General features: G+C 73.1%; 20 protein-coding genes and 1 riboswitch. Of the genes, 7 read left to right on the forward strand and 13 right to left on the reverse strand.

The window, feature by feature from the left end:
- Window positions 1–242: 242 nt before the first annotated feature.
- Entirely contained in the window at window positions 243–707 is a 465-nt protein-coding gene (locus Aru02nite_RS14400) for a MarR family winged helix-turn-helix transcriptional regulator (protein ID WP_203658008.1), read from the reverse strand.
- A gap of 172 nt (window positions 708–879) precedes the next feature.
- Window positions 880–1006: riboswitch (FMN riboswitch) on the forward strand.
- Window positions 1007–1070: 64 nt separating this feature from the next.
- Between Aru02nite_RS14400 and pnuC the strand changes: the two genes are divergently transcribed.
- Complete coding sequence (gene pnuC, locus Aru02nite_RS14405) at window positions 1071–1712, forward strand: nicotinamide riboside transporter PnuC (protein ID WP_203658009.1); 642 nt, start codon at window positions 1071–1073, stop codon at window positions 1710–1712.
- A 52-nt stretch (window positions 1713–1764) separates the two neighbouring features.
- Here pnuC and Aru02nite_RS14410 read toward each other — a convergent pair whose 3' ends face one another.
- Together Aru02nite_RS14410 and Aru02nite_RS14415 are read right to left on the reverse strand one after the other, a co-directional pair.
- Entirely contained in the window at window positions 1765–3369 is a 1605-nt protein-coding gene (locus Aru02nite_RS14410; RefSeq protein ID WP_203658010.1) for a phospholipase C, read from the reverse strand.
- Between the two features lie 92 nt (window positions 3370–3461).
- A complete protein-coding gene (locus Aru02nite_RS14415; RefSeq protein ID WP_203658011.1) occupies window positions 3462–3857 on the reverse strand; it encodes a VOC family protein in 396 nt (131 codons plus the stop codon).
- A 44-nt stretch (window positions 3858–3901) separates the two neighbouring features.
- On the opposite strand from Aru02nite_RS14415, the gene Aru02nite_RS14420 reads away from it, so the two are divergent.
- Window positions 3902–4333, forward strand: coding sequence for a MarR family winged helix-turn-helix transcriptional regulator (locus Aru02nite_RS14420; protein WP_203658012.1), 432 nt, complete (start codon window positions 3902–3904; stop codon window positions 4331–4333).
- A gap of 228 nt (window positions 4334–4561) precedes the next feature.
- On the opposite strand, the gene Aru02nite_RS14425 is transcribed toward Aru02nite_RS14420, so the two are convergent.
- Entirely contained in the window at window positions 4562–5161 is a 600-nt protein-coding gene (locus Aru02nite_RS14425; RefSeq protein WP_203658013.1) for a TetR/AcrR family transcriptional regulator, read from the reverse strand.
- Window positions 5162–5514: 353 nt separating this feature from the next.
- Between Aru02nite_RS14425 and Aru02nite_RS14430 the strand changes: the two genes are divergently transcribed.
- Together Aru02nite_RS14430 and Aru02nite_RS14435 are read left to right on the forward strand one after the other, a co-directional pair.
- On the forward strand, window positions 5515–6435 hold the full coding sequence (locus Aru02nite_RS14430) for a sigma-70 family RNA polymerase sigma factor (RefSeq protein ID WP_203658014.1): 921 nt from the start codon (window positions 5515–5517) through the stop codon (window positions 6433–6435).
- Window positions 6436–6509: 74 nt separating this feature from the next.
- Window positions 6510–7481, forward strand: a complete 972-nt coding sequence (locus tag Aru02nite_RS14435) for a TerC/Alx family metal homeostasis membrane protein (RefSeq protein ID WP_203658015.1) — start codon at window positions 6510–6512, stop codon at window positions 7479–7481.
- Here Aru02nite_RS14435 and rhmD read toward each other — a convergent pair.
- Genes rhmD through Aru02nite_RS14460 form a run of 5 tightly spaced genes read right to left on the reverse strand, consistent with a single transcriptional unit; the run spans window position 7435 to window position 12025 of the window.
- A complete protein-coding gene (gene rhmD, locus Aru02nite_RS14440) occupies window positions 7435–8619 on the reverse strand; it encodes an L-rhamnonate dehydratase (protein WP_203658016.1) in 1185 nt (394 codons plus the stop codon). The genes Aru02nite_RS14435 and rhmD overlap by 47 nt on opposite strands.
- On the reverse strand, window positions 8619–9641 hold the full coding sequence (locus tag Aru02nite_RS14445; RefSeq protein WP_203658017.1) for a zinc-dependent alcohol dehydrogenase: 1023 nt from the start codon (window positions 9639–9641) through the stop codon (window positions 8619–8621). The genes rhmD and Aru02nite_RS14445 overlap by 1 nt, the downstream gene beginning before the upstream one ends.
- 9 nt (window positions 9642–9650) lie before the next feature.
- Window positions 9651–10430: an SDR family NAD(P)-dependent oxidoreductase gene (locus Aru02nite_RS14450; protein ID WP_203658018.1), complete on the reverse strand. Its 780-nt coding sequence runs from the start codon at window positions 10428–10430 to the stop codon at window positions 9651–9653.
- Window positions 10427–11200 (reverse strand): MBL fold metallo-hydrolase, encoded by a 774-nt coding sequence (locus Aru02nite_RS14455; RefSeq protein ID WP_203658019.1) that lies wholly within the window; start codon window positions 11198–11200, stop codon window positions 10427–10429. Before Aru02nite_RS14455 ends, Aru02nite_RS14450 begins: the two co-directional genes overlap by 4 nt.
- 36 nt (window positions 11201–11236) lie before the next feature.
- On the reverse strand, window positions 11237–12025 hold the full coding sequence (locus Aru02nite_RS14460; protein ID WP_203658020.1) for an IclR family transcriptional regulator: 789 nt from the start codon (window positions 12023–12025) through the stop codon (window positions 11237–11239).
- A gap of 90 nt (window positions 12026–12115) precedes the next feature.
- Between Aru02nite_RS14460 and Aru02nite_RS14465 the strand changes: the two genes are divergently transcribed.
- The 3 genes from Aru02nite_RS14465 to Aru02nite_RS14475 are packed head-to-tail and all read left to right on the forward strand — an operon-like array spanning window position 12116 to window position 20803.
- Window positions 12116–16030 (forward strand): glycosylhydrolase-like jelly roll fold domain-containing protein, encoded by a 3915-nt coding sequence (locus tag Aru02nite_RS14465; protein ID WP_203658021.1) that lies wholly within the window; start codon window positions 12116–12118, stop codon window positions 16028–16030.
- The gene (locus tag Aru02nite_RS14470; RefSeq protein WP_203658022.1) at window positions 16023–17390 is read left to right on the forward strand and encodes an MFS transporter; all 1368 of its coding nucleotides are present in this window, start codon (window positions 16023–16025) and stop codon (window positions 17388–17390) included. The genes Aru02nite_RS14465 and Aru02nite_RS14470 overlap by 8 nt, the downstream gene beginning before the upstream one ends.
- The gene (locus tag Aru02nite_RS14475; RefSeq protein WP_203658023.1) at window positions 17387–20803 is read left to right on the forward strand and encodes an alpha-L-rhamnosidase; all 3417 of its coding nucleotides are present in this window, start codon (window positions 17387–17389) and stop codon (window positions 20801–20803) included. The genes Aru02nite_RS14470 and Aru02nite_RS14475 overlap by 4 nt, the downstream gene beginning before the upstream one ends.
- A 29-nt stretch (window positions 20804–20832) precedes the next feature.
- On the opposite strand, the gene Aru02nite_RS14480 is transcribed toward Aru02nite_RS14475, so the two are convergent.
- From Aru02nite_RS14480 to Aru02nite_RS14495, 4 genes are read right to left on the reverse strand one after another with little or no spacing between them, the layout of a single operon-like run.
- On the reverse strand, window positions 20833–21300 hold the full coding sequence (locus Aru02nite_RS14480) for a GNAT family N-acetyltransferase (RefSeq protein WP_203658024.1): 468 nt from the start codon (window positions 21298–21300) through the stop codon (window positions 20833–20835).
- 29 nt (window positions 21301–21329) lie between these two features.
- Window positions 21330–24368 (reverse strand): family 78 glycoside hydrolase catalytic domain, encoded by a 3039-nt coding sequence (locus Aru02nite_RS14485; RefSeq protein ID WP_203658025.1) that lies wholly within the window; start codon window positions 24366–24368, stop codon window positions 21330–21332.
- A gap of 54 nt (window positions 24369–24422) precedes the next feature.
- Window positions 24423–25676: an NsdA family TPR-like regulatory protein gene (locus Aru02nite_RS14490; protein WP_486303905.1), complete on the reverse strand. Its 1254-nt coding sequence runs from the start codon at window positions 25674–25676 to the stop codon at window positions 24423–24425.
- Window positions 25562–26590, reverse strand: coding sequence for a fatty acid desaturase family protein (locus Aru02nite_RS14495; RefSeq protein ID WP_239076683.1), 1029 nt, complete (start codon window positions 26588–26590; stop codon window positions 25562–25564). Before Aru02nite_RS14495 ends, Aru02nite_RS14490 begins: the two co-directional genes overlap by 115 nt.
- Between the last annotated feature and the right edge of the window lie 132 nt (window positions 26591–26722).

Here is a 26722-nt window from a genome sequence, read left to right on the forward strand (position 1 = left end):
CGGGGCAGGCGATGCGCTTCGTACGCGTGTAGCGGTGTGGCGCTCGGCGGTTGAGCCGCGGCGTTCGTGCCGGGCCGGTCGGGGGTGCCGTTCGGGTCGCTGCGGCGGTCGTGCCGGGCGGTCGGGGCACCGCCGCACGGTCGCCGGCGTGCGCTTTGCGTACCCGGCGATGCAGTCGCGCAGTGGTCCTCCGCTGCTCCCTGCTCTGCACGTCGCCGGTGCGTGCCCGGCGATGCGGCGGGTCAGCGTACGGGGCGGCGGGCGAGCATCCGGGTCAGCAGCCGCGTCGCGGCCGTACCGTCGCCGGCGAAGAACTCGGCGTCCACCGCCTCGACCGCGTCGATCGCGCGCCCGGCGAGCCGCGTACCGGCGGGGGTGAGGCGCAGGCTGCGGGCGCGCGTGTCGGCCGGGTCGACCTCGCGGCGCAGCAGCCCCTTTGCCTCCAGGCGGCGCACCACCTGCGAGGTCATCTTGACGTCGGTGCCGGCCTGCCTCGCGAGGCCGAGCTGGTTCGGCGCCTCGCCCCGTTCGCCCATCGACCACGCGCACGCCAGCAGCACGAACTGCACGTGCGTCAGGTCGTACGGCGCGAGCGCGGCGGTCACGGCGCGCTGCCAGTCGAGGGTGAGCCGCCAGAGCAGGAACCCGGGGCTGTCGGCCGGTCCGTCCGGGTGGCGCGTCACCGTCGACCGCCCGTACTCCGGCATGTCCGCTCCCGCCGCCCGATGATCTGTGCGCAGACCAAATGCCGGTACGCCGGCGCCGCAACCGACCCGCCCGCGCGACTGGTCCGGTCCAGCCGGCGCGGGGCGCCGTCTGGTTGATCACAGGGTGGTGTGGAACATCCCGGGCTGTGCCAGGGTTGATGGTGATCGAAACATGCGCTCCGGGGCTCGGTGAAAGTCCGAACCGGCGGTGACAGTCCGCGACTCGCCGATCAGTGTCGGCGATTGAACCGGTGAGATTCCGGTACCGACGGTGAAAGTCCGGATGGGAGGACGCGCACGCGGTCCGCGGCGTCTGCCGCGGGCCGTGCGTTCGGGATGCCCCGGTGTCGGAAAGGGGCACGCATGGGGCACGGGCTGTTGGCGTACGGGGTGAGCATCCTCGGCCAGCGCATCTCGTACGCGGAGATCGTCGGGCAGATCGCGGCTCTCGCGGTGGTGTTCCTCGCGCAGCGGCGGACGCTGTGGACCTGGCCGGTCCAGGTGGTGGCCACCGTCCTGCTGTTCGTCGTGTACACGTCGGCCGATCTCGGCGGTCTCGCCGCCCGGCAGGTCGTCATCCTCGCCATCTCGGTGTACGGCTGGTGGGCGTGGTCGCGCCGCCGCGACCCGGTGTACGGGGTGGTCGTGCGGACGGCGACGTGGGCCGAGCGGGCCGTCATCGCCGGCGTACTCGTGGCGGGCACGGTCGTGATGGCGCTGGTGCTGGACGCGCTGCACGCCTCGTGGGCGCCGTGGCCGGACGCGTGGATCTTCGTCGGCACGGTCGTCGCGTTCGCCGGGCAGGGGCGGGGTCTGGTCGAGTTCTGGCTGGTGTGGCTGGCCGTCGACGCGGTCGGCGTCCCCCTCCAGATCCAGTCCCACCTGTACTTCTCGGCCGCGGTGTACGTGGTGTTCGCGGTGCTGGTGCTGATCGGCGTACGGGACTGGCTGCGCAGCGCCCGGCGTACGGCGCACGAGCCGGTGGCGGAGCGCGCCGGCGTCTGACCGTACGACGGAGGGCCCCGTCGTACGCGGGGCCCTCCGTGATGTGCGGCGGTCAGGGCTGGACGGCGCCGGTACCCGGGTCGAGCAGCAGCGGCGTGCTGTCCGGTGCGTGCCGGAAGTCGAACATCCCGCCGAGCGGTCCGGCGGCCGCGTCGTACGAGTGGTCGCCGATCCGGCCGGCCCGCCAGTTGTCCTCGATGAACCGCAGGATCGACGTCTGGTCGGTACGGGCGTGGTCGACGTGGTTGCGCTTCGCGTACGGGGAGAGGACCAGCATCGGCAGGCGCGGACCGTACCCGCAGCGGTCGTTGTAGCCACCGGCCGCCGGCTTGGACCGGCACGCCGCGCTGTCCGTCGCGGCGTCCTGGGAACCGTTGACGATCGGCGGCATCACGTGGTCGTACCAGCCGTCGGAGTCGTCGTACGCGAGGACCACGGCGGTCGAGGACCACTGCGGCGACTTCTGCAGCTCGTTCAGGGTGCTGGCCACGAACCGCTGCTCGTCCAGCGGGTCGGAGTTGCCCGCGTGCCCGTTCTGGTACGACGGGGCCTTGAGGAAGCTCACCGCGGGGATGTTGCCGGCGGCGACGGCGTCGTGGAAGTCGGCCAGGTCGTACTGGTGGTTGGCCTGGTCGGTGGCGCCGATCGCGGCGACCGACGACGGCGGCAGGTGCTTCGGGTTCGCCGTGGACTTGTAGTACTGGAAGGGCTCGTGGTGCGGGGTGTAGTCGGTGACCGCGTTGCCGCCGATGTTGGTGTGGCTGCTGCCGCACACCGCGTACCCGTTGGCGGTGCCGGTGGGGCGGAAGCCGCCCTGGAACCAGCCCCACGTGACGCCCTGGTCGTTGAGCAGGTCGCCGACGTTGCGGCCGGTGAACGCGCCGAGGTTCTCCTTGGCGGTGTGGTTGCGGTCCGAGCAGTCGTCCCAGGCCGGGTCGGGGTCGTTGGTCATCGTGCCGACGCCGTCCGCGTCCGGCGACGAGACGACCGCCGGGTCGTCGACCTTCTCGTGCGTCACCGGGTCCACGGCGTAGATGCCGTGGGTGTTGCCGGACACCAGGTCGATCGCGCCCGGCGAGGACGGCCCGTACACCGCGTCGAACGAGTTGTCGCTCATCGAGTACCGCTGCGCGTAGTTCCACATCGCGGTGACGGTGTTGCCGTCGTAGTAGTCCATCACCAGGCCCGGCTCACCGAACAGGATCGGCTGCCCCGTGCACGTGTCCTTCTCCGTGTACTCCACGAACTTGTCGGCCTTGCCGCCGTCGTATGCCTTCTGCTCCGCGGCGTACGAGTGGTTCTGGTCGCAGGTCAGCGCCTGCTCGTGGGTGAGCCGCTTCGGGTTGTACTGGTTCGGGTTGTGCGTCAACAGGTCGGGGCTCAGGCCGTTCACCTTCGGCGTGTTCTTCGCCGCGTGGAACGGCGTGCCGTCGGTGTTCGCCGCGTTCGGGTACGTGCCGAAGTAGTGGTCGAACGAGATGTTCTCGCCGAAGATCACCACGACGTGCTTGATCGGGGTCTGCGTCCGCATCGCCGCCGCCGGATGCGCCACGACGGGGCGGACGTCCTGCCCGGCCGCGCCGGCCGAGGTGAGCAGCGCGGCGGCGAGCAGCGCGACTCCGGCGGCGGCGACTCCGGTGGCCCTGTGTCTGCGCATGTCCCGGTACCTCCCCCTTCCGGCGCACCGTCCGGTACGCGACGGGGGAGAGTATGGCACCGATTTTCGGTGAACGACAGGTTGCGTGAAGGTTAGTACTGCTGGATTTCGACCAGGTTGCCCTCCGGATCGCGCAGGTGCGCAGACCGCAACCCGTACGCCTTGTCGGTGGGGCCGGCGACCAGCGTGCCCCCCGCCGCCACCGCCGGCGGTACGCAGGCGTCGACGTCGGCCACGCGCAGTACGACCATCAGCCGGTCGCGGGTCGGCTCCGCGGCGCCGACCGTGCCGACCTCGGCGGCGATCTCGTCGGCGGCCAGGATCGCCAGCGCGGTGGACTCCGCGGGCGTGCCCGCGTGCAGGTCGAACGACACGTACTGGTCGGCGACGGTGCGGGCGGGCACCAGGCCGAGACCGTCGGAGTAGAACGCGGCGAGCGCGGTGACGTCGTGGGCGAGCAGGCGCGGATAGCTGTCGAGAGGCTGCATGATGGGAGAGTACCAATCGTTGGTAGTCACCTATCATTCCCGGTATGGAGACGGTGCCCTCGCTGCGCGCGATCGACGTGTACCTGCTGTCCCGCGTCGGCAAGGCCGGCCGGCGCCGGCTTGCCGAACGGCTCGCCGGGATCGGCTTCACGTTGCGGCACATGGCGATCCTGAGCTACCTCGCCGACCGCGGACCGTCCGCCCAGCGCGAGATCGGCCGCGCCCTGGCCATCGACCCGAGCGACCTGGTCGGCGCGCTCGACGAACTCCAGGGCCGGGACCAGGTCCGCCGCGAACGCGACCCGGACGACCGGCGGCGGCACCGGGTCAGCCTCACCCCCGCCGGGCGTACGGCCCTGCGCCGGTGCCGGCGGCACGCCGCCGCCGTGGACGACGAGGTCCTGGCGCCGCTGTCGGCCGGCGACCGCCGGAAGCTGGGCGAACTGCTCGGCCGCCTCTTCGACGACCTCGACTGACCGCACCGGCCACCACGCCGGCCTCGACCCACGCTGCCCCGGCGCCGCCGGCCGAACGGTGCACCGCGCCGCCACCCCAGCCCTCCCGACCGGCTGCGCCCACACTTCCGGCCGGGCACCGTGTACCGCGCGAGCGGCGCGTGTCCGCCGGCTGGACGCCGCGTACCGCGCAGGCGCAAGGCCCGCCGGCTGGCACCGCGTACCGCGCGAGGTCGGCCTGTCGAGCGGTCAGTGCGCGGGGGGCGCGAGCCCCGACTCCAGGTACGCGAAGGCGTCGTCGATCAGCCGCGCCGGGTCGGTGCCGTCCGGCGCGTCGGTCCACGCCTGGATCGCGGTACGGATCGCGGCGACGGACGCGGCGGCGGTGACCGCCACGTACAGGTGGTCGGTGGCGAGGCCGGTACGGCGGGCCACGCCGGCGGCGAGCGCCCGCTGGACGGAGCCCATCACGGCGACGAACCGGCCGATCAGGCCGGGCTGTTCGCGGATCAGTTCCATCCGGTCCTGCCACATGTCCATGCCCATCGCGTCGCCGACGGCCGAGGCGAGGACCGCGCGGATGGCGCGTACCGGGGACTCGGCCGGTGGGCGCTCGGCGACCGCGGTCGTCACGAACGCGTCGATCTCGGCGTCCCAGTCGATGATCGCCTCCTCCTTGCTGGTGAAGTAGTTGAAGAAGGTCCGCGGGGACACGCCCGCGCGGGCGCAGATCTCCTCGACCGTGACCGCGTCGGGTCCGTTGCTGCGCACCAGTTCCAGCGCCGCGCGTTGCAGCGCGTCCCGGGTGGCCAGCTTGCGGTGTGCCCGACGGCCCCGGACCATCGCCATGGCGCCCCCTCACAACACCGCGACCAGTGTCGTCTTGGATGCTATGTCCGTGGGGCGGCCGTCACCGGCGGTCCACCGCAAACTCGCCGCGGCGCCACCGGTCGGTGGGCCCGGCATGATAGCGGGACGGGAGCGGGCGGTATCACATTCGTCGATATCTTTGCAGCGACTGCACCGTTTCGATAGTTTGCAGTCAGTGCAAGGAATGCCGCCCGCGCCCGGCCCCCGCGCGGACGGCGTACCGGACACCGAGGGTGGACGGCGTCACACGGCGCCGCGGGCGCGAGTCGCCGACCCGACGCGCGGTGGCGCTCACCGCGCGTGAGGCCGACGGGGATTCGGTGGGTGACCTGATGACCGTGGAAGCGGAACGATGCGGTACGGACGGGGCGGCGGGTACCGACGATCCGTCGACGGCCCGGGTACGGCGGCTCGCCGACGCACCGGACCACGAGCGCGCGGCGGTGCGCGGCGAGGTGATCGAGTCGTTGCTGCCGCTCGCCGACCGGCTCGCCCGGCGGTACCGGGGGCTGGGTGTGCCGTTGGAGGATCTGCGGCAGGTGGCCGCGACGGGGCTGATCAAGTCGGTGGACGGCTACCGGCCGCACGTCGGCGCGTTCATCGCGTACGCGGTGCCCACGATCACCGGGGAGCTGCGCCGGTACCTGCGGGACCGGGCCTGGGCGGTCCGCCCGCCGCGGCGCCTGCAGGAGTTGGCGCTGCGCATCCACCACGCCGCGGAGGCCCTGTGCGTACGGCTGGGGCGGTCGCCGAGCGTGCCGGAACTGGCGGACTCGGTGGGCGAGCCGGTGGAGCAGGTGGGGCACGCGGTCGCGGCGTTCCGGGCGTACATGGCGGTGTCGTTGGACGGGGCGCCGGGTGACACGCCGCTGTCCGACCTGTTGCCCGGCTCGGACTCCGGTATCGACGCGGTGGTGGACCGGTTGGCGCTCGCCGAGGCGTTGACGACGCTGCCGCGGCGGGAGCAGGCGATCATCCGGATGCGGTTCCTGGACGAGCTGACGCAGCAGGAGATCGCGGAGCGCTTCGGCATCTCGCAGGCGCACGTCTCCGGCATCCTGTCCCGTACGTTGCGGGCGTTGCGGGCGGAGCTGTCGGCGGAGGAGCCCGAGCCGGCGCCGACCGTACCGGCGCCGCGGACTCCGGCGCGGATGGCGTGCGGCACCCGGAGTACGCGGCGGACGGTGCGGGCGCCGCGCCCGGCGTACGGGCGGCCGCCGTGCCGGCGACGCGACGGGGGACTGCCCGGCTGATCTCCAGGTTCGTGTCAGCTTTCCCCGCCATACTCGACGCGTAGCCGGTCTGTCGCGCGGGCGAGGGGGGATGCATGGCGGTTCCGGTATGGGTATGGCTCGCCACCGTCGCCGGAATCGTCGTGCTCGTCGCCGTGGACGTGCGGCACGCGCGCACCCCGCACGAGGTCGGCTTCCGGGAGGCCCTCACCTGGTCCGTCGTGTACGTGGCGGTTGCCGTGGCGTTCGGTGTCGGGGTGCTGGTGTTCGGTGGGCGCGAGGCGGGCACCGAGTACTTCGCGGGCTATCTGGTCGAGAAGAGCCTGTCGGTGGACAACCTGTTCATCTTCGCGCTGATCCTGGGCCGGTTCGCGGTGCCGAAGCAGTACCAGCAGCGGGTGTTGCTGATCGGGGTGGTCGGCGCGCTGGTGATGCGCGCGGTGTTCATCGCGGTGGGCGCGGCGGTGGTGAGCCGGTTCGCGGTGGCGTTCGTGGTGTTCGGCGCGTTCCTGATCTACACCGCGGTGAAGCTGGTGCGGCCGCAGACGGAGCAGCCGGAGGTGTCCCGGTTCCGGTCGGTACGGCTGATGCGCCGGTTCGTGCCGCTCACCGAGGACTACGGTGACGGCCGCCTGGTCGTACGACGGGACGGGCGGCGGCTCGCGACACCGCTGCTGCTGGTCGCGGGGACGATCCTGTCGGTGGACCTGGTGTTCGCGCTGGACTCGATTCCGGCCATCTTCGGCATCACCGACAACGCGTACCTGGTGTTCACGGCGAACGCGTTCGCGCTGCTCGGCCTGCGCGCGCTGTACTTCCTGCTGGTGGGGTTGCTGGCGCGGCTGGTGCACCTGCACTACGGGCTGGCCGTGATCCTCGCGTTCATCGGGGCGAAGCTGGTCCTGCACTACCTGCACACGGTGTGGCCGGCGGTGCCGGAGATCCCGACGTGGCTGTCCCTGCTGGTCATCGTCGCGGTACTGGCGGTCGTGACGGTGACCAGCCTGCGGGCCACCCGCCTCAGCGCGGGTACGGGCGGTGCAGCGGAAGACCGGGATCCAGCCTGACCCCGAACCCCGGTTTGTCCAATGTGGACACCGAGAGCCGCCCGTCCGTCGGTACGGGTTCGTCGAGCAGCTGCGGGTGGAACATCGGCACCACCTCGTCGGCGGCCGGCGCCATCATCAGGAACTCGGAGAACGGGCTGTTGTGCCGGGTCACCGCGAAGTGGTACGAGTACACGCTCGATCCGTGCGGGACGACGAGCAGGCCGTGCGCGTCGGCGATCGCGGTGATGCGCAGCAGTTCGGACAGGCCGCCGCACCAGCCGACGTCGGGTTGCAGGATGTCCGCGCAGCCCATCTCGGCGAGCATCCGGAAGCCCCAGCGGGTCGCCTCGTGCTCGCCGGTGGTCAGCAGCGTCCCGGGCGGCAGCGCCTTCCGCAGCTTCTGGTACCCCCAGTAGTCGTCCGGCGGGAGCGGTTCCTCGATCCAGCGCAGCCCGTGTTCGGCGGCGCCCCGGGCGAGCCGCAGCGCGTAGTCGGTGTCCAGCGACATCCAGCAGTCGTACGCCAGCCACGCGTCGGGGCCGGCGGCGGCGCGCATGTCGGCCAGCAGCGCGAGGTTCGCGGCGAGGCCCTCGGCGCCCTCGGCGGGACCGTGGTGCAGCGGCAGCTTCCCGCCGAGGAACCCCATCCGTACGGCGAGGTCGGGGCGGGCGCCGGTGGCGTAGAACCGTTGCTCGTCGCGGACCGCGCCGCCGATCATCTCGTGCACGGGCTCCTGGCGTACCGCGCCGAGGAGGTCCCAGAGGGCGAGGTCGACGCCGCTGATCGCGTTGAGTACCAAGCCTTTCCGGCCGTAGAAGAGGGTGGCGGAGTACATCTGGTCCCAGATGCGTTCGAGGGCGGTGACGGGGGCGCCGAGGACGAACCGGGACAGGTGGCGTTCCACGATCCAGGCGGCGGGCTCGCCGCCGGTGGTGACCGCGAACCCGGTGCTGCCGTCGGACGCCTCGACCACCACCACGAGCGTGCCGAGGACGTTGAGCCCGAAACTGCGCCGCGACTCCCGGTACTCCGGGTACCGGGACATCGGCGTGGCGATGTGGTCGTCGATCCAGTGCGTACCCTGCTGGTCGTGGTAGTCGGCGCCGCCGCCGCGCAGCACGTACGCCCGGATGTCGGTGACGGTGGGCTGGGCCATCAGGCGTCCTCCTCGAACCGGACCAGGATCTTGCTCGCCGTACTCTCCCCGCGGGCCAGCGCGGTGAACGCGTCGGGCGCCGCGCTCAGCGGCACCCGTTCGGTGACGAGCGGGGCGACCACGTCGGCCGCGGTGCCCACCCAGGCCGCCGTCTCGGCGAACTCGGCGGCGGTGTAGCAGAAGCTGCCGATCAGCGCGCGCTCGTCGGTGCTGAGCGCGTACGCGGAGAGCTCGACCCGGGGCGCGCCCATGCCGACGAGGACGACCCGGGAACCCGGTGGGGTGGCGGCGAACGCGTCCGCGAGCGTGCCGGCGACCCCGACGGCGTCGACCGCGACGGTCGGTGGGCCACCGAGCGCGTCGGCCGCGGCGGCCGGCAGTTCGTCCGGCGCCACCGCGTACGCGCCGAGCGCGGTGCACAACGCGCGGCGGTCCGGATCCGGTTCGGAGACGGCGATCCGGGTCGCGCCGAGCCGCCGGGCGCCGAGTACGACGGCCTGGCCGATGGGGCCGCCGCCGACGACGAGTACCCGGTCGTCGGGGGTGACGTCGCCGCGGCGGGCCGCGTGGTAGCCGACGGCGAGCGGTTCGACGAGCGCGCCGAGGTCGATCGGCAGGCTCGCCGGCAGCGGTACGACGTTGGCGGCCGGGAGTACGAGCCGGTCGGCGAATGCCGCGCTGCGGGCCGGATCCACCCCGATCACCGTCCGATGTGGACAGACCTGCGGCCGGTCCGCGGCGCACGCCGGGCAGGCGCCGCACGCGAGCACCGGGTACACGGTGGCGGGAGTACCGAGGGGGAGATCGACGCCGGGGCCGACGGACTCGACCCGGCCGACCGTCTCGTGCCCCATCACCTGCCCGGGACGGCGCCGACCGTTCTCCCCGGTGAAGCCGTGCAGGTCCGAGCCGCAGATCCCGGTCGCCGCGATCCGCAGCACCACCTCACCCGGCCCCGCCACCGGGTCGGGCCGGTCCTGCACCGACAGCGCCCAGAAGTCGTCCAGTACCAGCGCGCGCACACGTACTCCTCACTGAAGGTTGACGAACATGCCGCCGTCGACGAGCAGTTCCGCACCGTTGACGTACCCGGCTTCGGGGCGGGTCAGCAGCCAGACGGCGCCGGCGATGTCCTCGGGCACCCCGGTCCGGCCGACGGGGATGCGCTGCTGGAACATCTCCCGCTTGCCCGGCTGCGCCAGGTCCGCGCGGTTGATGTCGGTCTCGATCGTGCCCGGCAGTACCGCGTTGCAGGTGATGCCGTGCGGGGCGAGCACGATGGCGAGGCTCTTCATCAGCGAGCTGACACCGGCCTTGGTCGCGCAGTAGTGCACCTGCTGCGCGCCGCCGACCCAGGCCGAGATCGACGACACCGACACGACCCGGCCGCCGCGCCCGTCGGCGACCATCCGGCGGGTGAACGCCTGCGTGACGAGGAAGACGCCGCGCAGGTTCACGTGATGGGTACGGTCCCAGGTCTCCACGTCGATGTCGAAGAAGTCCCGGAACGGGCAGATGCCGGCGTTGTTGACGAGGACGTCGATGGTGCCCAGCTCGGCGTGCACGGCCTCGGCCATCCGGGTCACCGCCGCCGGGTCCGCGACGTCCGCCTCCACCGGGTACGCCGTGCCGCCGGCGGCGCGGACCTGCCGTGCGGTCTCCTCCGCGTGGTCGGCCTCGCCGGGCGGGTGGTTGATCGCGACCCGGGCGCCCTCGGCGCCGAACCGTACGGCGGTGGCGCGGCCGATCCCGCGCGCCGCACCGGTCACCAGCACCGTACGCGGCGGTGCTGGCTGCTGCGTCTCGCTCATGCGATCCTCCCGTTCGGGTACCGCTCGAAGTTGGCCGGGTCGTACAGCCCGACGACGTGGTCGGCGGTACGGCGGACGCGGTCGTGCGCGGCGAGGCACTCGTACATGTTCTCGGAGATGCCGATGGGGTGGTCGGTGTCGACGTTGTCGCGCAGGAAGAACGTGTCGGACAGGGCGACGACGCCGGCGGCGGTGTCGACCTCGACGACCATCGACGCCCGGTGGTGCCCGCCGCTCCACCACGTACGCAGGCCCGGGGCGACGGTGTCGGAGTCGCCGAGCAGGCGTACCCGGGGCCAGGCGTCGGTGACCAGGTGGACCAGGATCTCGTCCGGGATCGACGTGGCGCGGTCGTCGTGCGGGTGCGCGTGCGTGGTGTGGAAGTGCGTCCACCCCCGCTCGGTCAGGCAGATCTCCGCGTTCCGGAACGCCGGCACGTTGCTGACCGTGTACAGCTGGAGCGGGGTCAGCAGCACGTGCGTCACCTCGTCGGGCGTGACACCGTGCGCGGACAGCTGGTCGAGGACGAACTCGCCCGGCTCGCGCCGCAGTACCGCGCGCTCGCCGAGCACCTGGGTCCACTTCTCGTTCATGGGGCCGATGTCGGCGGCCGGGCCGGTGTTGACGAGCGCGGTGACGCCGTGGCCCCGGATCAGCGCCACCTGGAAGCGCAGCGGCACCCACTCGTCCCACCGGCTCATCCAGTACGCCTCGGGGCCGGGCACGTCGCCGCGGCCCATCGACAGCATCGTCACCTCGTACTGCGGCACGGGCGCCGCCTCCTCTTCGCGCGGTGGAAGGACCGGTCAGGACCTCTCGGATCGGTGGCCGAGTTCGGTGGAGAGCGCGGATCCGGCCTCCCGCAACAGATCCAGCGCCCGTTGCCGCAGCGGCCGGCGGAACCGGATGGTCGGCGCGGACACGCTCATGCCGGCGACGACCCGGTCGTTGCCGTCCCGCACCGGCACCGCCAGGCACCGCACCCCCACCGTGTACTCCTCGCCGTCCGCGCCGTACCCGCGGCGGCGTACCTGGCGGAGGACGGTGACGAGGTCGGCGAGGTTGGTGACCGTGTGCGGGGTGAACGAGGCCAGCGTGACCCCGCGGAACCGTTGCGCCAGTTCGGAATCCGGCAGGCCGGCGAGCAGGACCTTGCCGAGCGCGGTGGTGTGCGCGGGCAGCCGGCGGCCGACCTCGGACGCCAGCGCGAGCGCCTGCCGGCCGTCGACCTTCGCCACGTACACGTTGTCGACGCCGTCGAGTACGGCGAGCTGGACCGTCTCGTTCAGCTCGTCGCGGATGGCGCGCATGTGCGGCAGGGCGCGGTCGGCGAGCCCGAGCGTCCGCCCGTACGCGTTGCCGGCGGACAGCGTACGGATGCCCAGCGAGTACCGCCGGGTGCGGTCGTCGAGGTGCGCCCAGCCGCTGTCGACGAGGGTGCGCAGCAGGCCGTGCAGGCTGGACTTGGGGTAGCCGAGCCGGTCGGCCAGCTCGGTGAAGCCGAGCGGTTGCTCCTGCTCGGTGAGCAGCTCCAGGATGGCCAGGGCGCGCCGCGCCGACTTGACCGCGTCGCTCGGTGGAGCGTTCACGTTCATGAACTTTCTTTCCGACTCTTGAACCGACGCCCGGGACGCTACTACGTTTCCCCCCGAAACAGAACCGTCACATTCCTGACGGGAGCCGGCATGACGTGGGTACATGCGGCGGAACGGGCGTTCGCCGAGCCGGACCCGGCGTACGGACCGGTACCGATCTGGTGGTGGTCCGGCGACCGGCTCGACGTCGAGCGGTTGTGCGACCAGCTGCGGCGGCTGGCCGACGGCGGCGTACGCGCGGCGGTGGTGCTCAACCTCGCGCCGTCCGGCCCGCTGCACGGCTCGCTCGCCGACGACCCGCCGTTCCTCAGCGCCGCGTGGTGGGAGATCTTCCGCGCGGTGTGCGCCGAGGCCGACCGGATCGGCTTCCGCCTCTGGTTCTACGACCAGCTCGGCTTCTCCGGCGCCAACTTCCAGGCCGAACTCGCCAGCGCGCGCCCGGGGTACGCCGGCTGGGACCTGCGGCGCGTGGTGGCCCGCGGGAGCGGCCCGCTGCGGGTGACGTGCCCGCCCGACGGTACGCCGGTGGCCGCCGCACTGGTGCACGCCGAGGGCGCCGTCGAGGTGCCCGTGGTGGACGGAAGTGCTTGCACCGCAACGGAAGCTGACGGCACGCTGGTGCTGGCGTACACGGTGCGGCGGGGGTTCGACTACCACCACCCGGAGGCGTGCGCGGCGCTGCGCGACCGGGTGCACGGCGCGTTCGAGCGGAACGCGGGGGAGTGGCTGGGGTCGGTGCTGGTCGGCTCGTTCCAGGACGAGCTGCCGGCGATGCCGACGTGGAGCGCGCGGTTCGCCGACGAGTTCGCGCGGCGGCGCGGCTATCCGCTGACCGGCGTGGCGCTCGCCGCGCTGTGGTGCGACACCGGCGCCGGCGGCGAACGCGTCCGGTACGACTACCACCGTACCCGCGCCGAACTGGCCGAGGAGGCGTTCTTCCGCCCCCTGTACGAGTGGCACGAGCGGCACGGCATGCGCTGCGGGTACGACCAGCAGCATCCGGCCCGGGTCGGCGAACCGGTCGGCTCGACGGAGCTGTACGCGGACTATCCGGGCGCGGGCCGGTGGTACGCGGTGCCGGGGTGCGACCACATGGGCGACGCGAAGGTCCACAGTGGACTGTCGCACGCGTACGCCCGGTCGGGGGCGTGGTTGGAGGGGTTCCACTCCAGCGGCTGGGGCGGCACGCTGGAGGAGACGCTCGACTGGCTGCTGCCGTGGCTGCGCGCCGGCGTCACCCTGTACGACCCGCACGCCGTCTACTACGCCACCCGCGCCGGCTGGTGGGAGTGGGCGCCGCCGTCGACCTGCTGGCGCCAGCCGTACTGGCCGCAGTACCGGCGGTTCGCGGAGGTGGTGGCGCGGCTGTGCGGGGTGCTGTCGGCCGGCGTGCACGAGTGCGACGTCGCGGTGCTCTACCCGACCGTCTCGGTACAGGCCGGGCTGGCGCTGGACGGGACGCTCGCCGCGGCCGACGACGCGCAGCGGGAGTACCTGGCGCTCAACGGATCCATGTCGTGGCTGCGCGAGACGCCCGGGGTACTGGCCGCCGCCGGCGTCGACTACGACGTCATCGACGACACCGCCGTACGGACCGGTCGGGTCGCGGACGGCGCGCTGCGCGTCGCCGCCGAGGAGTACCGGACGGTGCTGGTGCCGGGATGCGCGTGGCTGTCGGACGACACGGCCGGTGCGCTCGCCGCGCTGTCCGCCGCCGGTGGCGTGGTGCGGTGCGTCGGTCGCGCGCCGACCGGCGCCCTGCCGACCGGCGGCGCCGGCTGGGAGGCGTTCGCCGCCGCGCTGGCGGACGGGACGATCCCGGTGGTCGACGCGGCCGACCTCGACCTGACGCCGCTGGTACAGACCCCCGAACCCGTTCTGGTACGCCGGTTCGGCGGTGACCGGGTCGTCCTGGTCACCGCGCACGACGCCGAAACCGGTACGGCACAACCGATGCACGGCGAGTGGGTGTTCTTCGACGCGCACACGTTCTTCGACTTCGACCGGTACTGGCGGGAGATGGCCGAGCGCGGCTACGACTTCCGGCCGCTGGTGCCGGGCCGGGTGACGACGCTGCGGGTGCCGCGCGACTGGGGCACGTACGCGGAGGTGTGGGATCCGACGACCGGTGCCCGGCACCGGGTGTCGGTGCGCGCCGACGGCACCGTGCACGTGCCGTTGCGGTACGGGCCGGCGGTGTTCGTGGTGTTCCGGGCCGAGCCGGGCGAGACGGACCCCGAACCGGACGACCCGGCCACGGTACTGGCGACGCTGCCCGACGACTGGTCCGCCCGGGTCGAGTGCACCCTGGACAACACGTGGGGCGACCTCGGTCCCGGTACGGCGCCGGTACCGGTGCAGACGTGGCGGTTCGAGCACCGTACCGGGGACGGGTGGGTGCCGGTGGTCGCCACCTTCGGCCGGTACGCCCAGGTCGCCGGACCGTGCGCAACCGCGGACGAGCTGCCGACGGCGGGGTGGCGCGACTGGGAGTACTCGCTGTCCCGCGGCGTCGCGCACGATCCGCTGCACCGGGAAACGTTGGGGCCCAAGGGATACGTACCTGAGGAGTTCGTGCACGTCGACGGCTCGGCGGGCGACTGGGTCGCGGTACGGACCGGGTTCCGGCTCGGCGCCGACGACCTCGCGGACCTGCACCTGGCGGCCGGCGCGCCGGGGCACCGCGAGATCCGGCTCAACGGCACCGTGCTGCCACCCGCCGGCGACGGCTACCTCACCGTGCAGCCGGTCTCCGCCCGATCCGGGTACAACACCCTGGAGGTACGGATCCGGTCCGATGTGGACGGCCCGGTGCGCTGCTGGTGGGCGCTGACCCGGCAGCCGGAGCGGTTGGTACGGCCGGAGTGGCTGACCGGCGCCGGTCCGCTGCGGGTCACCCACCGCTTCCGGCTGGACGGGCCGGCGACCGCGGGCGAGGTGCAGATCGGTACCGAGGGGGCGGCCACGATCCGGCTCAACGGAGCCGATCTGGGCCGGCAGGGCGGGTTCGACCCGTACGCGCAGAACCGTGCCGTCCGGGTCCTGCCGTACGACGTGACGGGGTTGGTGCGGCCCGGGGACAACGAGCTGACCGTGGAGTTCGCGGACACCGGGACGCCCGCCCTGTGGGTCGACGGCGCGGTGGTGACCGCGACCGGCACCGTACCGGTGGTGTCCGGTCCGAAGTGGACGGACGACACCGTACGGCTGCGCCGCGAACAGTGGCTCGACCCGCGCTGGGCCTGCCGTACGCCGCGGCCGCATCCGCTGCCGGGGGCCGCCTGGCTGGATCCCGCGGTCGACGACGGCAGCGTGCTGCCCGTCGTACCGCTGCCGGACGGGACGCCTCCCGGCGTGCAGTGGTTCCGGTACGATCTGCCGCCCGGCGCCACAGCCATGCGGGTACCGGTCGCCGGTGCCGCATCGGTGTGGTGGGACCGCGCCGAGCCACCCGCCACCGGCGACGGAGAAACCGTTGCTACGCAACCGGTTCCGGTACCGCCGGGCGCGCGTAGCTGCCTGCTCGCGGTGACCCCGGCCGACGGGCGACGCGGCGGCGCGGTGTTCACCGGGCCGGTGGAGTACGAGACGGGGACGGGGCGGATCGGGCTCGGTGACTGGTCCGAGCACGGGCTGTCCGGCTTCTCCGGCACCGTCCACTATGCACAGACGATCGACGCGCCGGCCGTACCCGGTCCGGTGTGGCTCGACCTCGGCGCCGTCCGCGGCACCGCCGAGGTACGGATCAACGGCAGGCCGGTGGGCGAGCTGCTCTGGTCGCCGTACCGGATCCGGGTCGACGGGTGCCTCCGGCCCGGACCGAACGACCTGCGGGTGACGGTCCGCAACACCCTCGCGCCGTACCTGGCGGACGCGTCGCCCACCCCCGGGGTCTTCGCCGGCCAGTGCCGATCGGGTCTGTACGGCCCGGTCCGGCTGCTCGGCGGCCCCGGCACCTCCCACGACGCCGGTGACGGCCGGACCCAAGGAGACGCGGATGACTGACCCGCACGTGGCTGCACCCGAGGAGGCCGACGACCGGGCGACCCGGCGCCGGCACTGGAAGTGGACCGCCGTGGCCGGCATGGCCAGCTACATCGACGCCGGCTCGATCGTCGCCGGTTCGGTCGGGCTCGCGCTGTGGAGCAAGAAGTTCGGGCTGACCGACAGTACGGTCGGGTTGCTGGGCGCGTTCAGTTCCAACGCGATCTCGGCCGGCGTGGGCGCGCTGATCGGTGGCTGGATCTGCGACCGGTTCGGCCGCAAGAAGATCTACACCTGGGACCTGCTGCTCTACGCGTTCGGCATCCTGTGGCTGATCTGTTCGGTGAACTCGTGGATGCTGTTCGTCGGCTACATCCTGTGCGGCCTGGCGGTCGGCGCGGACGTGCCGGCGTCGTGGACGCTGATCACGGAGCTGGCACCGGCGAAGAACCGGGGCCGGATGGGTGGACTCGCCCAGGTGCTCTGGAACCTCGGTCCGGTGGTGACGCTGCTGCTGTCACTTGCCTTGGCGCCCTTGGGAATGCTCGGCGTACGACTGGTCTTCGTGCACCTGCTCGTCGTGGCGCTGGTGACGTGGATACTCCGCAAGGGGGTGAGCGAATCCAGCCGCTGGAAGGAGGCCACCGCGACCGAGGCCCGGCGTACCGGGCAGGTGGCGGGCACGACGGCGGCACGGATCGCCGCGCTGTTCACCCGCCGGGGCGCGACCGCACTGCTGTTCTGCATCGGCATGTACGGCGTGTGGAACCTGTTCGCCGGTACCAACGGCTTCTACTTCCCGTACCTGCTGTCCACGTTCGGCGCGCAGAGCCAGGCGGCCAGCGTCGGGTTGCAGTGCGTCAGCTTCCTGCTCACCGTGGTCGGCACGCTCATCGTGTACATGCCGCTCAACGACCGGGTCAACCGCCGCGTCCTGCTCGGCATCAGCGTCGTGCTCCAGTTCCTCGGCATGGGACTGTTCGTGGTACTGCCACTGAACCTGCCGGTGGCGCTGGCGTACGTGATCCTGATCGGGTTCGGGTCGGGCTTCGGGCAGCAGCACTTCTTCCAGCTGTGGTCGGGTGAGCTGTTCCCGACGATCCTGCGGTCCACCGCGCAGGGCTTCACGTTCGCCGTGGTGCGCATCGGGCTCGGCATCTGGAGCTTCTTCGTCCCGCTCATCACCCACCACGCCGGATTCCGTTACCTGGCCCTGATCCTCGTACTGCTCCAGGCGGTCAGCGGCGTGATCGGCGTCGTGTTCGGCCCGCGTACGGCGGGCAAGACGCTGGAGGAGATCGAGGTGTCCCGCGGCTGGCGCAGCGCCGGCCAGTCCGGCCCGGTCACCGCGGAGCAGGTCGCCGAGGGGGGCCGCGCGTGAAGCGACGGACCGCGCTGACCGGGATCGCCGTCGGGTCGGCCGCGCTCGCGGCGGGGATCCCGGTTCCGGCCGCGGCGGCGCCGGGTGACGGCGCGCTGCGCGTGACCGGACTGCGTACCGACGGGCTGACCGACCCGCTCGGCATCGACGACACCGCGCCCCGGCTGTCCTGGTACCTGACCGACGGCGGCACCAGCGAGCGGCAGACCGGCTACCGGATCCGCGCCGCCCGTACGGAAGCGGGACTGTCCACACCGGACCTGTGGGACAGCGGGCGGGTAGCTTCGGCGGAGAATACCCAGATCCCTTACGGTGGGCCGGAACCCGGCTCGCGGGACGAGGTCTGGTGGCAGGTCCGGGCGTACGACGCGGCCGGGCGTGCGACGCCGTGGAGCGCGCCGGCCCGGTTCGAGATGGGGCTGCTCGACCCGGCGGACTGGTCCGCGCGCTGGATCACCCATCCCGACTGGCTGTCCGCGCCGAACACGGTGCCGCTGCCGCTGTTCGCCCGCCAGTTCACCGCCCGTGGCGTACGCCGGGCCCGGCTCTACGTCACCGGTGTCGGCATCTACCACGCGACGCTCAACGGCCACGACGTGACCGACGCCGTCCTGGAGCCGCCGAACACCGACTACGCCCAGCGCGTCGTGTACGCCTGCCACGACGTCACCGACCTGCTCGCCGACGGCGCCAACACCCTCGCGGTACGGCTCGGCAACGGCACGTTCAACGTGCCGGACACGCCGGACCGGTACCGGAAGTACGTGGGGGTGCAGGGGCCGCCGAAACTGTTGGTACAGCTGGAGATCGACGGCGAACGCATCGTCTCGGACGGCGCCTGGCGCACCACGCTCGGCCCGACCACGTTCACCACCTGGTACGGCGGGGAGGACTTCGACGCGCGCCGCGACCGGGTCGGCTGGGACCGGCCGGGTGCGGACCTGTCCGGCTGGACCGCCGCGGTGGTGACCGGCCCGCCGGCCGCCGGTACGACGCTGTCCGGCCGGATGTTCCCGCCGGTGACCCGCCAGTCCACAGTGGACACGGTGGCGATCACCCGCCCGAAGCCCGGCACGTACGTCTTCGACCTCGGCGCGAACGTGGTCGGCTGGGAGGAACTGCACGTCGCCGGCCCCGCCGGTACGACGGTGACGGTGCGGCCGGGCGAGCGGCTGAGCGCCGACGGCCTGGTCGACCAGGGCACGATGATCGCCGGCGGCGCGACCTCGCCGCCCATCATGGACCGCTACACGCTGGCCGGGCGCGGCACCGAGGTGTGGCATCCGCGCTTCTGCTACCACGGGATGCGCTACCTGGAGGTCACCGGACTGCCGTCCGAACCGGACCGGTCCACGGTCCGCGCGCACGTGCTGCACACCGCGAACGCGCCCGCCGGCGACCTCGCCACCTCCAGCGGGCTCGTCGACGGCGTGCACGACCTGGTCGTCGCGTCGGTGCGCGGCAACATGTTCAGCGTGCCGACCGACTGCCCCGACCGGGAGAAGCTCGGCTGGCTGGAGGAGACCCACCTCAACTTCACCACCCTCAGCCGGAACTTCGACATCGCGGCGTACTTCCGCCAGTTCCTGCGTACCGTCGCCGAGGCGCAGGAACCGAGCGGGCTGGTGCCGGACATCGCCCCGCAGTACGCGCACTTCAGCGGCGGCTCGCACGACGAGCCGAACTGGGGGTCGGCGATCGTGCACGCCGCGCTCGCCACCTACCGGGCGTACGGCGACGAGCGGGTGCTCGCCGACAACTGGACCGCGATGACGCGCTATCTGGCGTACCTGACGGGAAAGGCATCGGGGAACCTGCTCGACTACGGGCTCGGCGACTGGGGCGAACTCGGCCAGAACACGCCGATCGGCGTCGCGGCGAGCTACGGGTACCTGCGGACCGCGGCGGGCGTCGCCGAGGTGGCGCGGGTGCTCGGCCACGACCCGGCACCGTACGAGGCGCTCGCCGCGGACGTGCGCGCCGCGTTCAACGGCAGGTACGCGGACCCGGCGAACCACACGTACGCGAACGGGACGCAGGCCGCGGACGCGTTCGCGCTCGACGCCGGGGTCGTCCCGGCCGCTGAGCGGGACGCGGTGCTCGACCACCTGGTCGCCGGGATCCGGCGCTACGGCAACCATCTGACCGTCGGCGAGATCGCTCTGCCTGCCGTCTTCCGGGTACTCGCCGCGGGCGGCCGGGACGACGTGGTGTGGGACGTGCTCGCCGCCACCGGCGACCCGAGCTACGGCTACCAGCTCGTCAAGGGCGCCACCACGCTCACCGAGTACTGGGACGGACCCACCGCGTACGGGTCGCAGAACCACTGGATGATCGGCGCCATCGAGGACTGGTTCACCAGCCGGCTCGTCGGGCTCACCGCCGCGCCCGGCGCGGTCGGCTTCCGCGAGCTGCGGGTGGCACCGGTACCGGTCGGCGACCTGTGGCAGGTCCGCGGCAGCTACCGCACCCCGTACGGCGAGGCGGCCGTGTCGTGGCGGTGGACCGGGCACACCCTGACCCTGTCCGTACGGGTGCCGGTCGGGGTCACCGCGACCGTCGTGCCGCCGCCCGGTACCACCGCGGTGCGCGCCCCGGACGGCGCGCAGCGCGTCGACGGCGGGTACCGGATCGGTTCGGGGGACTGGGATTTCACGGCGACGACCCGGACCGCCGCGCCCCGACCCCGGGACGTCCAGGTACTCGTCAACGCCCCGCGCGCCACGGTCCCGGTACTCGGCGACGAGCCGATCAGCGCCACGTTCGAGGTGCACAACCTCGGCGACCGTACGGTGTCGGTCACGCCGCGCGTCGCCGCGAGCGCCGGCTTCACCGCGCGGGCGTCCGCGTCCCGGCTGACGATCGGTCCACATCGGACGGTGCCGGTGACCGTGTCGCTGACCCGTACCGGTGACAGGGCCGACGGCACCGTGTCGCTCGCCGCGGCCGGTACCACCGGGACGGCGACGCTCGTCGGCACGGAGAACTGGGCGCGGGTTGCGACGATGGAGTCGTCCAGCGACCACAACGGATCGGCCGCGTTCTTCACCAACGACGGCAACACCGACTCCGCGTACTGGCACAACGGGGTCGGCGGGTGGAACGACGGGACGAGCAAGCAGTTCCCGGACACGCTGACCGCGCGGTGGACGCATCCGGTGACGCTGAGCCGGGCCGTCATGTACACCCTGGACAGCGACCGGTATCCGGCGTCGGCGACCGGGCTGCGCGACTACGACGTGCAGGTCGCCGACGGGGCCGGCTGGCGGACCGTGGCGTCGGTGCGCGGCAACACGGCCGGGCGGGTCGAGTCCCGGTTCGATCCGGTGTCGACGACCGCGCTGCGGCTGTCCATCACCGACACCAACGACCACGGGTACAGCCGGGTCGTCGAACTGGAGGCGTACGGCTGACCGACCGACCCCGGCGCGCGCCGCCGGGGTCAGTCCAATCGCAGCACGTATTCCCCGGTCACCTCGCCGCGGCCGTTCGCGAAGCCGGAGTCCTCGCCGACGACGCGGAAACCGTTGCGCTCCAACACCCGCAGCGAGCCCGGGTTGCCCTTGGCGACCCGGGCCGCGATCGGCCGGGTCGACACCTCCGCCAGCAGCAGCCCCAGCGCGGCGGTCGCCACGCCCTTGCCCCACCAGGCGCGGTCCACCCAGTACGTCACCTCGGTGTCGCCGTCCATCTCGAACGTGGCGATGCTGCCGACGACGGTGTCGTCCACCGTGATCGTGCGCTGGAACACGGTCGGGTTCGCCGTGTTCCGCGCCCAGTGCGCGTCGAACGCGGCCCGGTCGTCCGGATCGGCCGCGGTGAACGCGGCCATCCGCACGGCCTCCGGGTCACGCTGGAAGGCGAAGAAGTGGTCGAGGTCGGTCGGCCGGGTCTGCCGCAAGGTCACCATCCGGCCATCGTCACACCGGGGTACGACAATCAGCCGCCGAACGCGTACCGCCCCGACCCGGTCGTGACCACCGTCGTACCGTCCGGGCCGGGTGCGACGGCGAGTACGCCGGGCTCGTCGGACGCGGGGGCGGCGGTACCGGCCGGCAGGTGCACGTCCGCGGTGGTGTTCGGCGGCACCGTCACGTCCAGCCGGAACGGCCCGAGCGACCACGCCACCTCGACCGTGCCGTACCCGGTGTCCAGGGTGGTGGTGGCGCTCGTGACCCCGCCGCCCGGCCGGGGCCGCACGGTGATCCGCCGGTACCCGGGCTCCGCGGGGGCGAGGCCGCCGAGCGTGCGGTACAGGAAGTCCCCGACCGCGCCGTACGCGTAGTGGTTGAAGGAGGTCATGCCGGGATCGGCGAAGCCGCGCGCGTCGCTCCACGAGTCCCAGCGCTCCCAGATCGTCGTCGCGTCCCCGCGCACGATCGGGTACAGCCACGACGGATACTCCTCCTGCCGGAGCAACGCGTACGCCAGATCGGGCCGGCCGCCGTCGGCGAGCGCGTCGAGCAGCCAGGGAGTACCGAGGAATCCGGTGGTGAGGTGGGTGTTGCGGGCCAGCACCTCGGCGGCGAGCCGGGCGACCGCCAGCGGCGCCTCGTCGGCGGTGAGCAGGCCGGCGGTCAGCGCGAGCACGTACCCGGTCTGGGTGCCGCCGGCGACTCGCCCGCCGCCGCCGAGATGCCGGCGCCGGAAGCGGTCCCGGGCCCGGTCGGCGATCGCGTCGAACGCACCGGCACCGTCCACATCGGACACCACGCGCGCCAGCCCGGCCGCGACCCGCGCCGTGTACGCGAGGTACGCGTCGTTCACCACGTCCTTGTCGGTCGGCGTCACCGCGAGCCAGTCGGCGAAGCCGCCGGACGGGTGCCGCGGCGCGTCGTCCCGGTCCAGGTACGCCAGCCACCGGCGCATCGCGGGCAGGCACTCGCGGACCACCCGGTCGTCGCCGTACGCCCGCCACAGCCGGTCCGGCACGATCACGATCGCGTCGCCCCAGCCGGGACTCGCCGCCTGGTCCGGGTCGAGCTGCCCGGTCAGTACGTCCGGCGCCACGTGCGCCACCGCGCCGTCCGCGCGCTGCGCGTCACGTACGTCGGTCAGCCAGGCGCGCAGGAACGCCGACACGTCGTGGTTGAACGCCGCGGTCGCCGCGAACACCTGCGCGTCGCCGGTCCAGCCCAGCCGCTCGTCCCGCTGCGGGCAGTCCGTCGGTACCGACAGGAAGTTGCCGCGCTGGCCCCGGACTATGTTGTCCTGCAAGCGGTTCAGCGTCCCGTCCGAGCAGCGGAACGTGCCCGTCGCCGGCATGTCCGCGTACACCACTAGTGCCGTCACGTCGGCGGCGTCCAGCTCGCCCGGCACGCCCGTGACCTCCGCGTACCGGAAGCCGTGCGTGGTGAACTCCGGCTCCACCGTCTCGCCCGCCTCGTCACCCCGCAGCACGTACTCGTCGGTCGCGCGGGCGGTGCGCAGCGCCTCCGTGTACAGCTCGCCGGTGTGGTCGAGCATCTCCGCGTGCCGCAGCACGATCCGGGTACCGGCCGGGCCACGGGCGCGCAGCCGCACCCAGCCCACCAGGTTCTCGCCGAAGTCCACGATCCAGCGGGCGCCGCCGCGCCGCTCCACCCGCCGTGCCGGCACCTCGCGCTGTACCCGGATCGGCGGTTTGGTGGCCGCCTCGACCGTGCCGCGCGGCCCCGACACCTCCACCGCCGCCGGCCAGTCCGCGCCGAAACCGGGTTTGTCCCACCCGACGGGCTCGGCCCGCGCGTCGATCACCGTGCCGTTCTGCAGATCCGCGTACCGCACCGCGCCCGTCCCCGTACGCCAGGCGGTGTCGGTGCCGATCACCTCGTGCCGGCCGTCGTCGGTCCACACGTGCAGCTCCGCCCGGAACGACCGCGTCCGTCCATAGTGGAACGAGCGGCAGAACCCCACGTTCCCGGCGTACCAGCCGTCGGCGACGACCGCGCCGAGCGCGTTGCCGCCGGACCGCAGCTGCGCGGTCACGTCGTACGTGCGGTAGCCGAGGCGGGTCGCGTAGTCCGTCCAGCCCGGCGCGAGATGCTCGTCGCCGACCTGGGATCCGTTCAGCCGCACCGAGTACACGCCGCCAGCCGTCGCGTACAGCCGGGCGCGGCGGACCCGGCCGGACACCGTGAACTCGCGGCGCAGGTACGGACTCGGCCGGTGGGTCAACGGATCCCGGCCCCACGGCGGTGCGCCGTGCGCACCCAGCGACACCGCGAGCGCGTCCCCGACCCGCCAGGTGTCGTCCGTGCCGACCGTGAGCGGGGCGAGCCCGTCGAGCGCGATGTCCAGCCGCCCCACCAGGTTCCCGGAGCCGGACCGGACCGCGATCGTGTTGCGCCCGGGCCGCAGCGCGGACAGCGCCGACCCGACCGCCGGTACGTCGAGGTCGTTGACCGACACGGTGACCGCCGGGACCGTCCCGTCCGTCGCGGTGCCGTCGCCCGGATCCGGTGGCGCGGCGGTGAAGACCGCGTCGGCGGTGAGCACCCGCCGGCCCGCCGGCAGCTCGAACTCCGTCGTGAACACCGCCGGACCCGGCTCCACCGCGCCGATCCGGTGCAGCGACCGCAACGGCGCCACCGTGTCGAGGTCGGGCGGCGCCGGCTCGTCCCGTTCGACCGCGGAGGTCACCCAGCACGACGCGGCGCCGAAACCGCCCAGCAGACCGGTTTCCCAGCCGCCCGGCTCCGACCACGCCGTCCACTCGCCGTCCGCGCCCCGCACCCGCACCCGCGCCCGGTACGGGGTGGACGGCCGCAACGCCGGCCCCGCGTACGGGATGCCGGTGCTCCGGTCCGACTCCACCGTGCCCGAGTCCCACAGCACGTCGCCGCCCGCCGGGTCCGCCCCCGCCCCGACCACCACCTGGTACGCCGACTGCGCGAGCCCGCGACCGTCCCCGTCCAGCCGCCACGACAGCAGCGGGGCCGGTTCGTCGACCCCGATCGGCTCGACCCGACGATCGACCCGCAACCCGGTCACCCGCACGACCGACCACCCACTTTCCTTTCGTGGCAACGTATGGACCGGTCGGGAACGCTGTCAAGATCGTTCAACCACGTGAACCGGATACCGGCGGGCGAGCGCCACGACCCGGTCGCCCAACGACGACGGCGCGCCCGCGACCGCCAGCCGCGCGGCGTGCCGCAGCACCCGTCCGGTACGCGCGGATCCGGTCGTCGTGCTGCCCAGCAACCGGTCGGCGACCCGGCCGGCGTCCACCCAGTCGCGCAGCGCGAGGCGCGCGACGAGCAACTGCGCCCCCACCACCATCCGGTACTGCGGCGCCCCGTCGGCGTCCAGCCGGGTGGCGCGGTCGAGCGGCGCCGCCGCGGCCGCCACGTCACCGAGATCCAGGTACGCCGCGCCCTCGTGGCCGGCGATCTCCGCCTCGTCGATCCACCACGCCCACGCCGGATCCGCGGCGGCGCCGCCGTCGAGCAGCAACCCGCGTGCCCGGTCGAACTCCGCCCGCGCGGCCCCCGCCTGCCCCGTCGCCGCGTACGCCCGCGCGGACCGTACCCGGAACATCGCCTCGACCCGGGGTGTCAGGTGGCCGCGGCGCAGCGTCGCGTCGACGAGAGTCCGGGTGTGGGTCGCGCGGCCGAGTTGCGTCTCGTGCAGCGTCGTCACCAGCAGCGTGAGCAGTTCGGTGTCCCGGTCGCCGGCTGCCCTGGCCAGTCGCAGCGCCGTACGGTTGAGTCGCGTCGCCTCGGCGTGCCGTTCGGCGTCGACGTGGATCCAACCGGCGACCTGTGCCAGTTCCGCTGCCGCGCAACGGATCCCGCGCACCGTGTCCGCCGCGCGGCGGCTCCGGGCGACGCTGCCCCGGGCGACGCGGTGCCGGACGAGATGGTCCCGGGCGAGCGCGACCGTGCGGGCGGCGAGGTCGGCGACCTGCTCGCCACCGGTACGGCCGTCCAACGCGACGAGGCGGCGCGCGCTCTCCCGCAGCCAGCCCTCCGGATCGTCGCCGGGCGGACCGACGGGCAGCACCGCGGGTACGGGTGGTGACGCGTCGTGTCCACGGTCGGTCATGGCACCTCCGGCGGCTCCGCGTGCGGCATCGACCCTATGCGGCGCCGCCCGGGCCGAGCCGGGGAGGTTCGGCCGCGCCTTTGCTCTGCCTACCAATACGCATCGATGCGTATACGTAAGCAGAGCAGAGGCGCGCGGAACCGCTACCCCCGCCCGTCGGTGCGCAGCGGGGTGCCGACGTCGTGCAGCGCGTGCAAAGCGCGGGCGTACGAGCGGGGCAGCGACTCCTCCTCGTACGGCACGCCCAGCTCGGCGCAGTACGCGCGGACGATCGGTTGGGCGCGGCGCAGCGCCGGCCGGGGCATGGAGGGGAAGAGGTGGTGTTCGATCTGGTAGTTGAGGCCGCCGAGCAGCCAGTCGGTGAGCACCCCGCCGCGTACGTTGCGGGAGGTGAGCACCTGGCGGCGCAGGAAGTCCAGCTTCTGGTCGGGCCCGAGTACGGGCATTCCCTTGTGGTTGGGCGCGAACGACAGTCCCATGTAGACACCGAACAGGCCCTGCTGCACGGCGAGGAAGACGAGCGCCTTGCCGGGCGGGAGTACGACGAACAGGGCGGTGAGGTAGCCGACGACGTGCAGGGCGAGCAGAAGTCCCTCGCGCGCCGGTCGCGGCACCTGCCGGCCGAACGCCGAGCGGAACCCGGACACGTGCAGGTTCAGCGCCTCCAGCGTCAGCAGCGGCAGGAACAGCACGCCCTGCCACCGGGTCACGAACCGCTGGAATCCACTCGTGGTACGCGCCTGGTCGTGCGTCCACCGCACCACTCCGGGCGCCACGTCCGGATCGTGGTCGAGCTGGTTGGGATGGGCGTGGTGCCGGTTGTGCTTGTCGACCCACCAGCCCTGGCCGAGCCCGATGAGCAGGTTGCCGAGGACGAGACCCATCCGCTCGGCGGTACGCCGGGACGCGGTGACCTGCCGGTGCCCCACCTCGTGCCCGGCGAACGCGACCTGGGTGAACGCGATCGCCATCAGCACGGCGATCCCGAGCTGCCACCACGAGTCGCCGACGACCGCGAAGCCGACCCAGACCAGCGCGTACAGGGCGAGGGTGGAGCCGAGCGCGATCGCCTGATACCCGGGGCGTCGGCGCAGCAGCCCGGCCGCCGCGATCCGGCGCGACAGTTCGGCATAGTCACTTCCCGCCCGTACGGCGGTCACCGGTGTGCTCACCGGTCCAGCCTGCCCGCGGTACCCGGTGCGCACAGTGCCGCCCGCACCCGGCTCCGCCCTGGGGCCAGCCCCACCCCATCGGCCGCCCATCAACCAGCCGGCCCACCCTGACCGCCGCGGTCGTCCGGCCTG

The organism is Actinocatenispora rupis (assembly GCF_016861975.1).
GTDB classification, from domain to species: Bacteria; Actinomycetota; Actinomycetes; order Mycobacteriales; family Micromonosporaceae; genus Actinocatenispora; species Actinocatenispora rupis.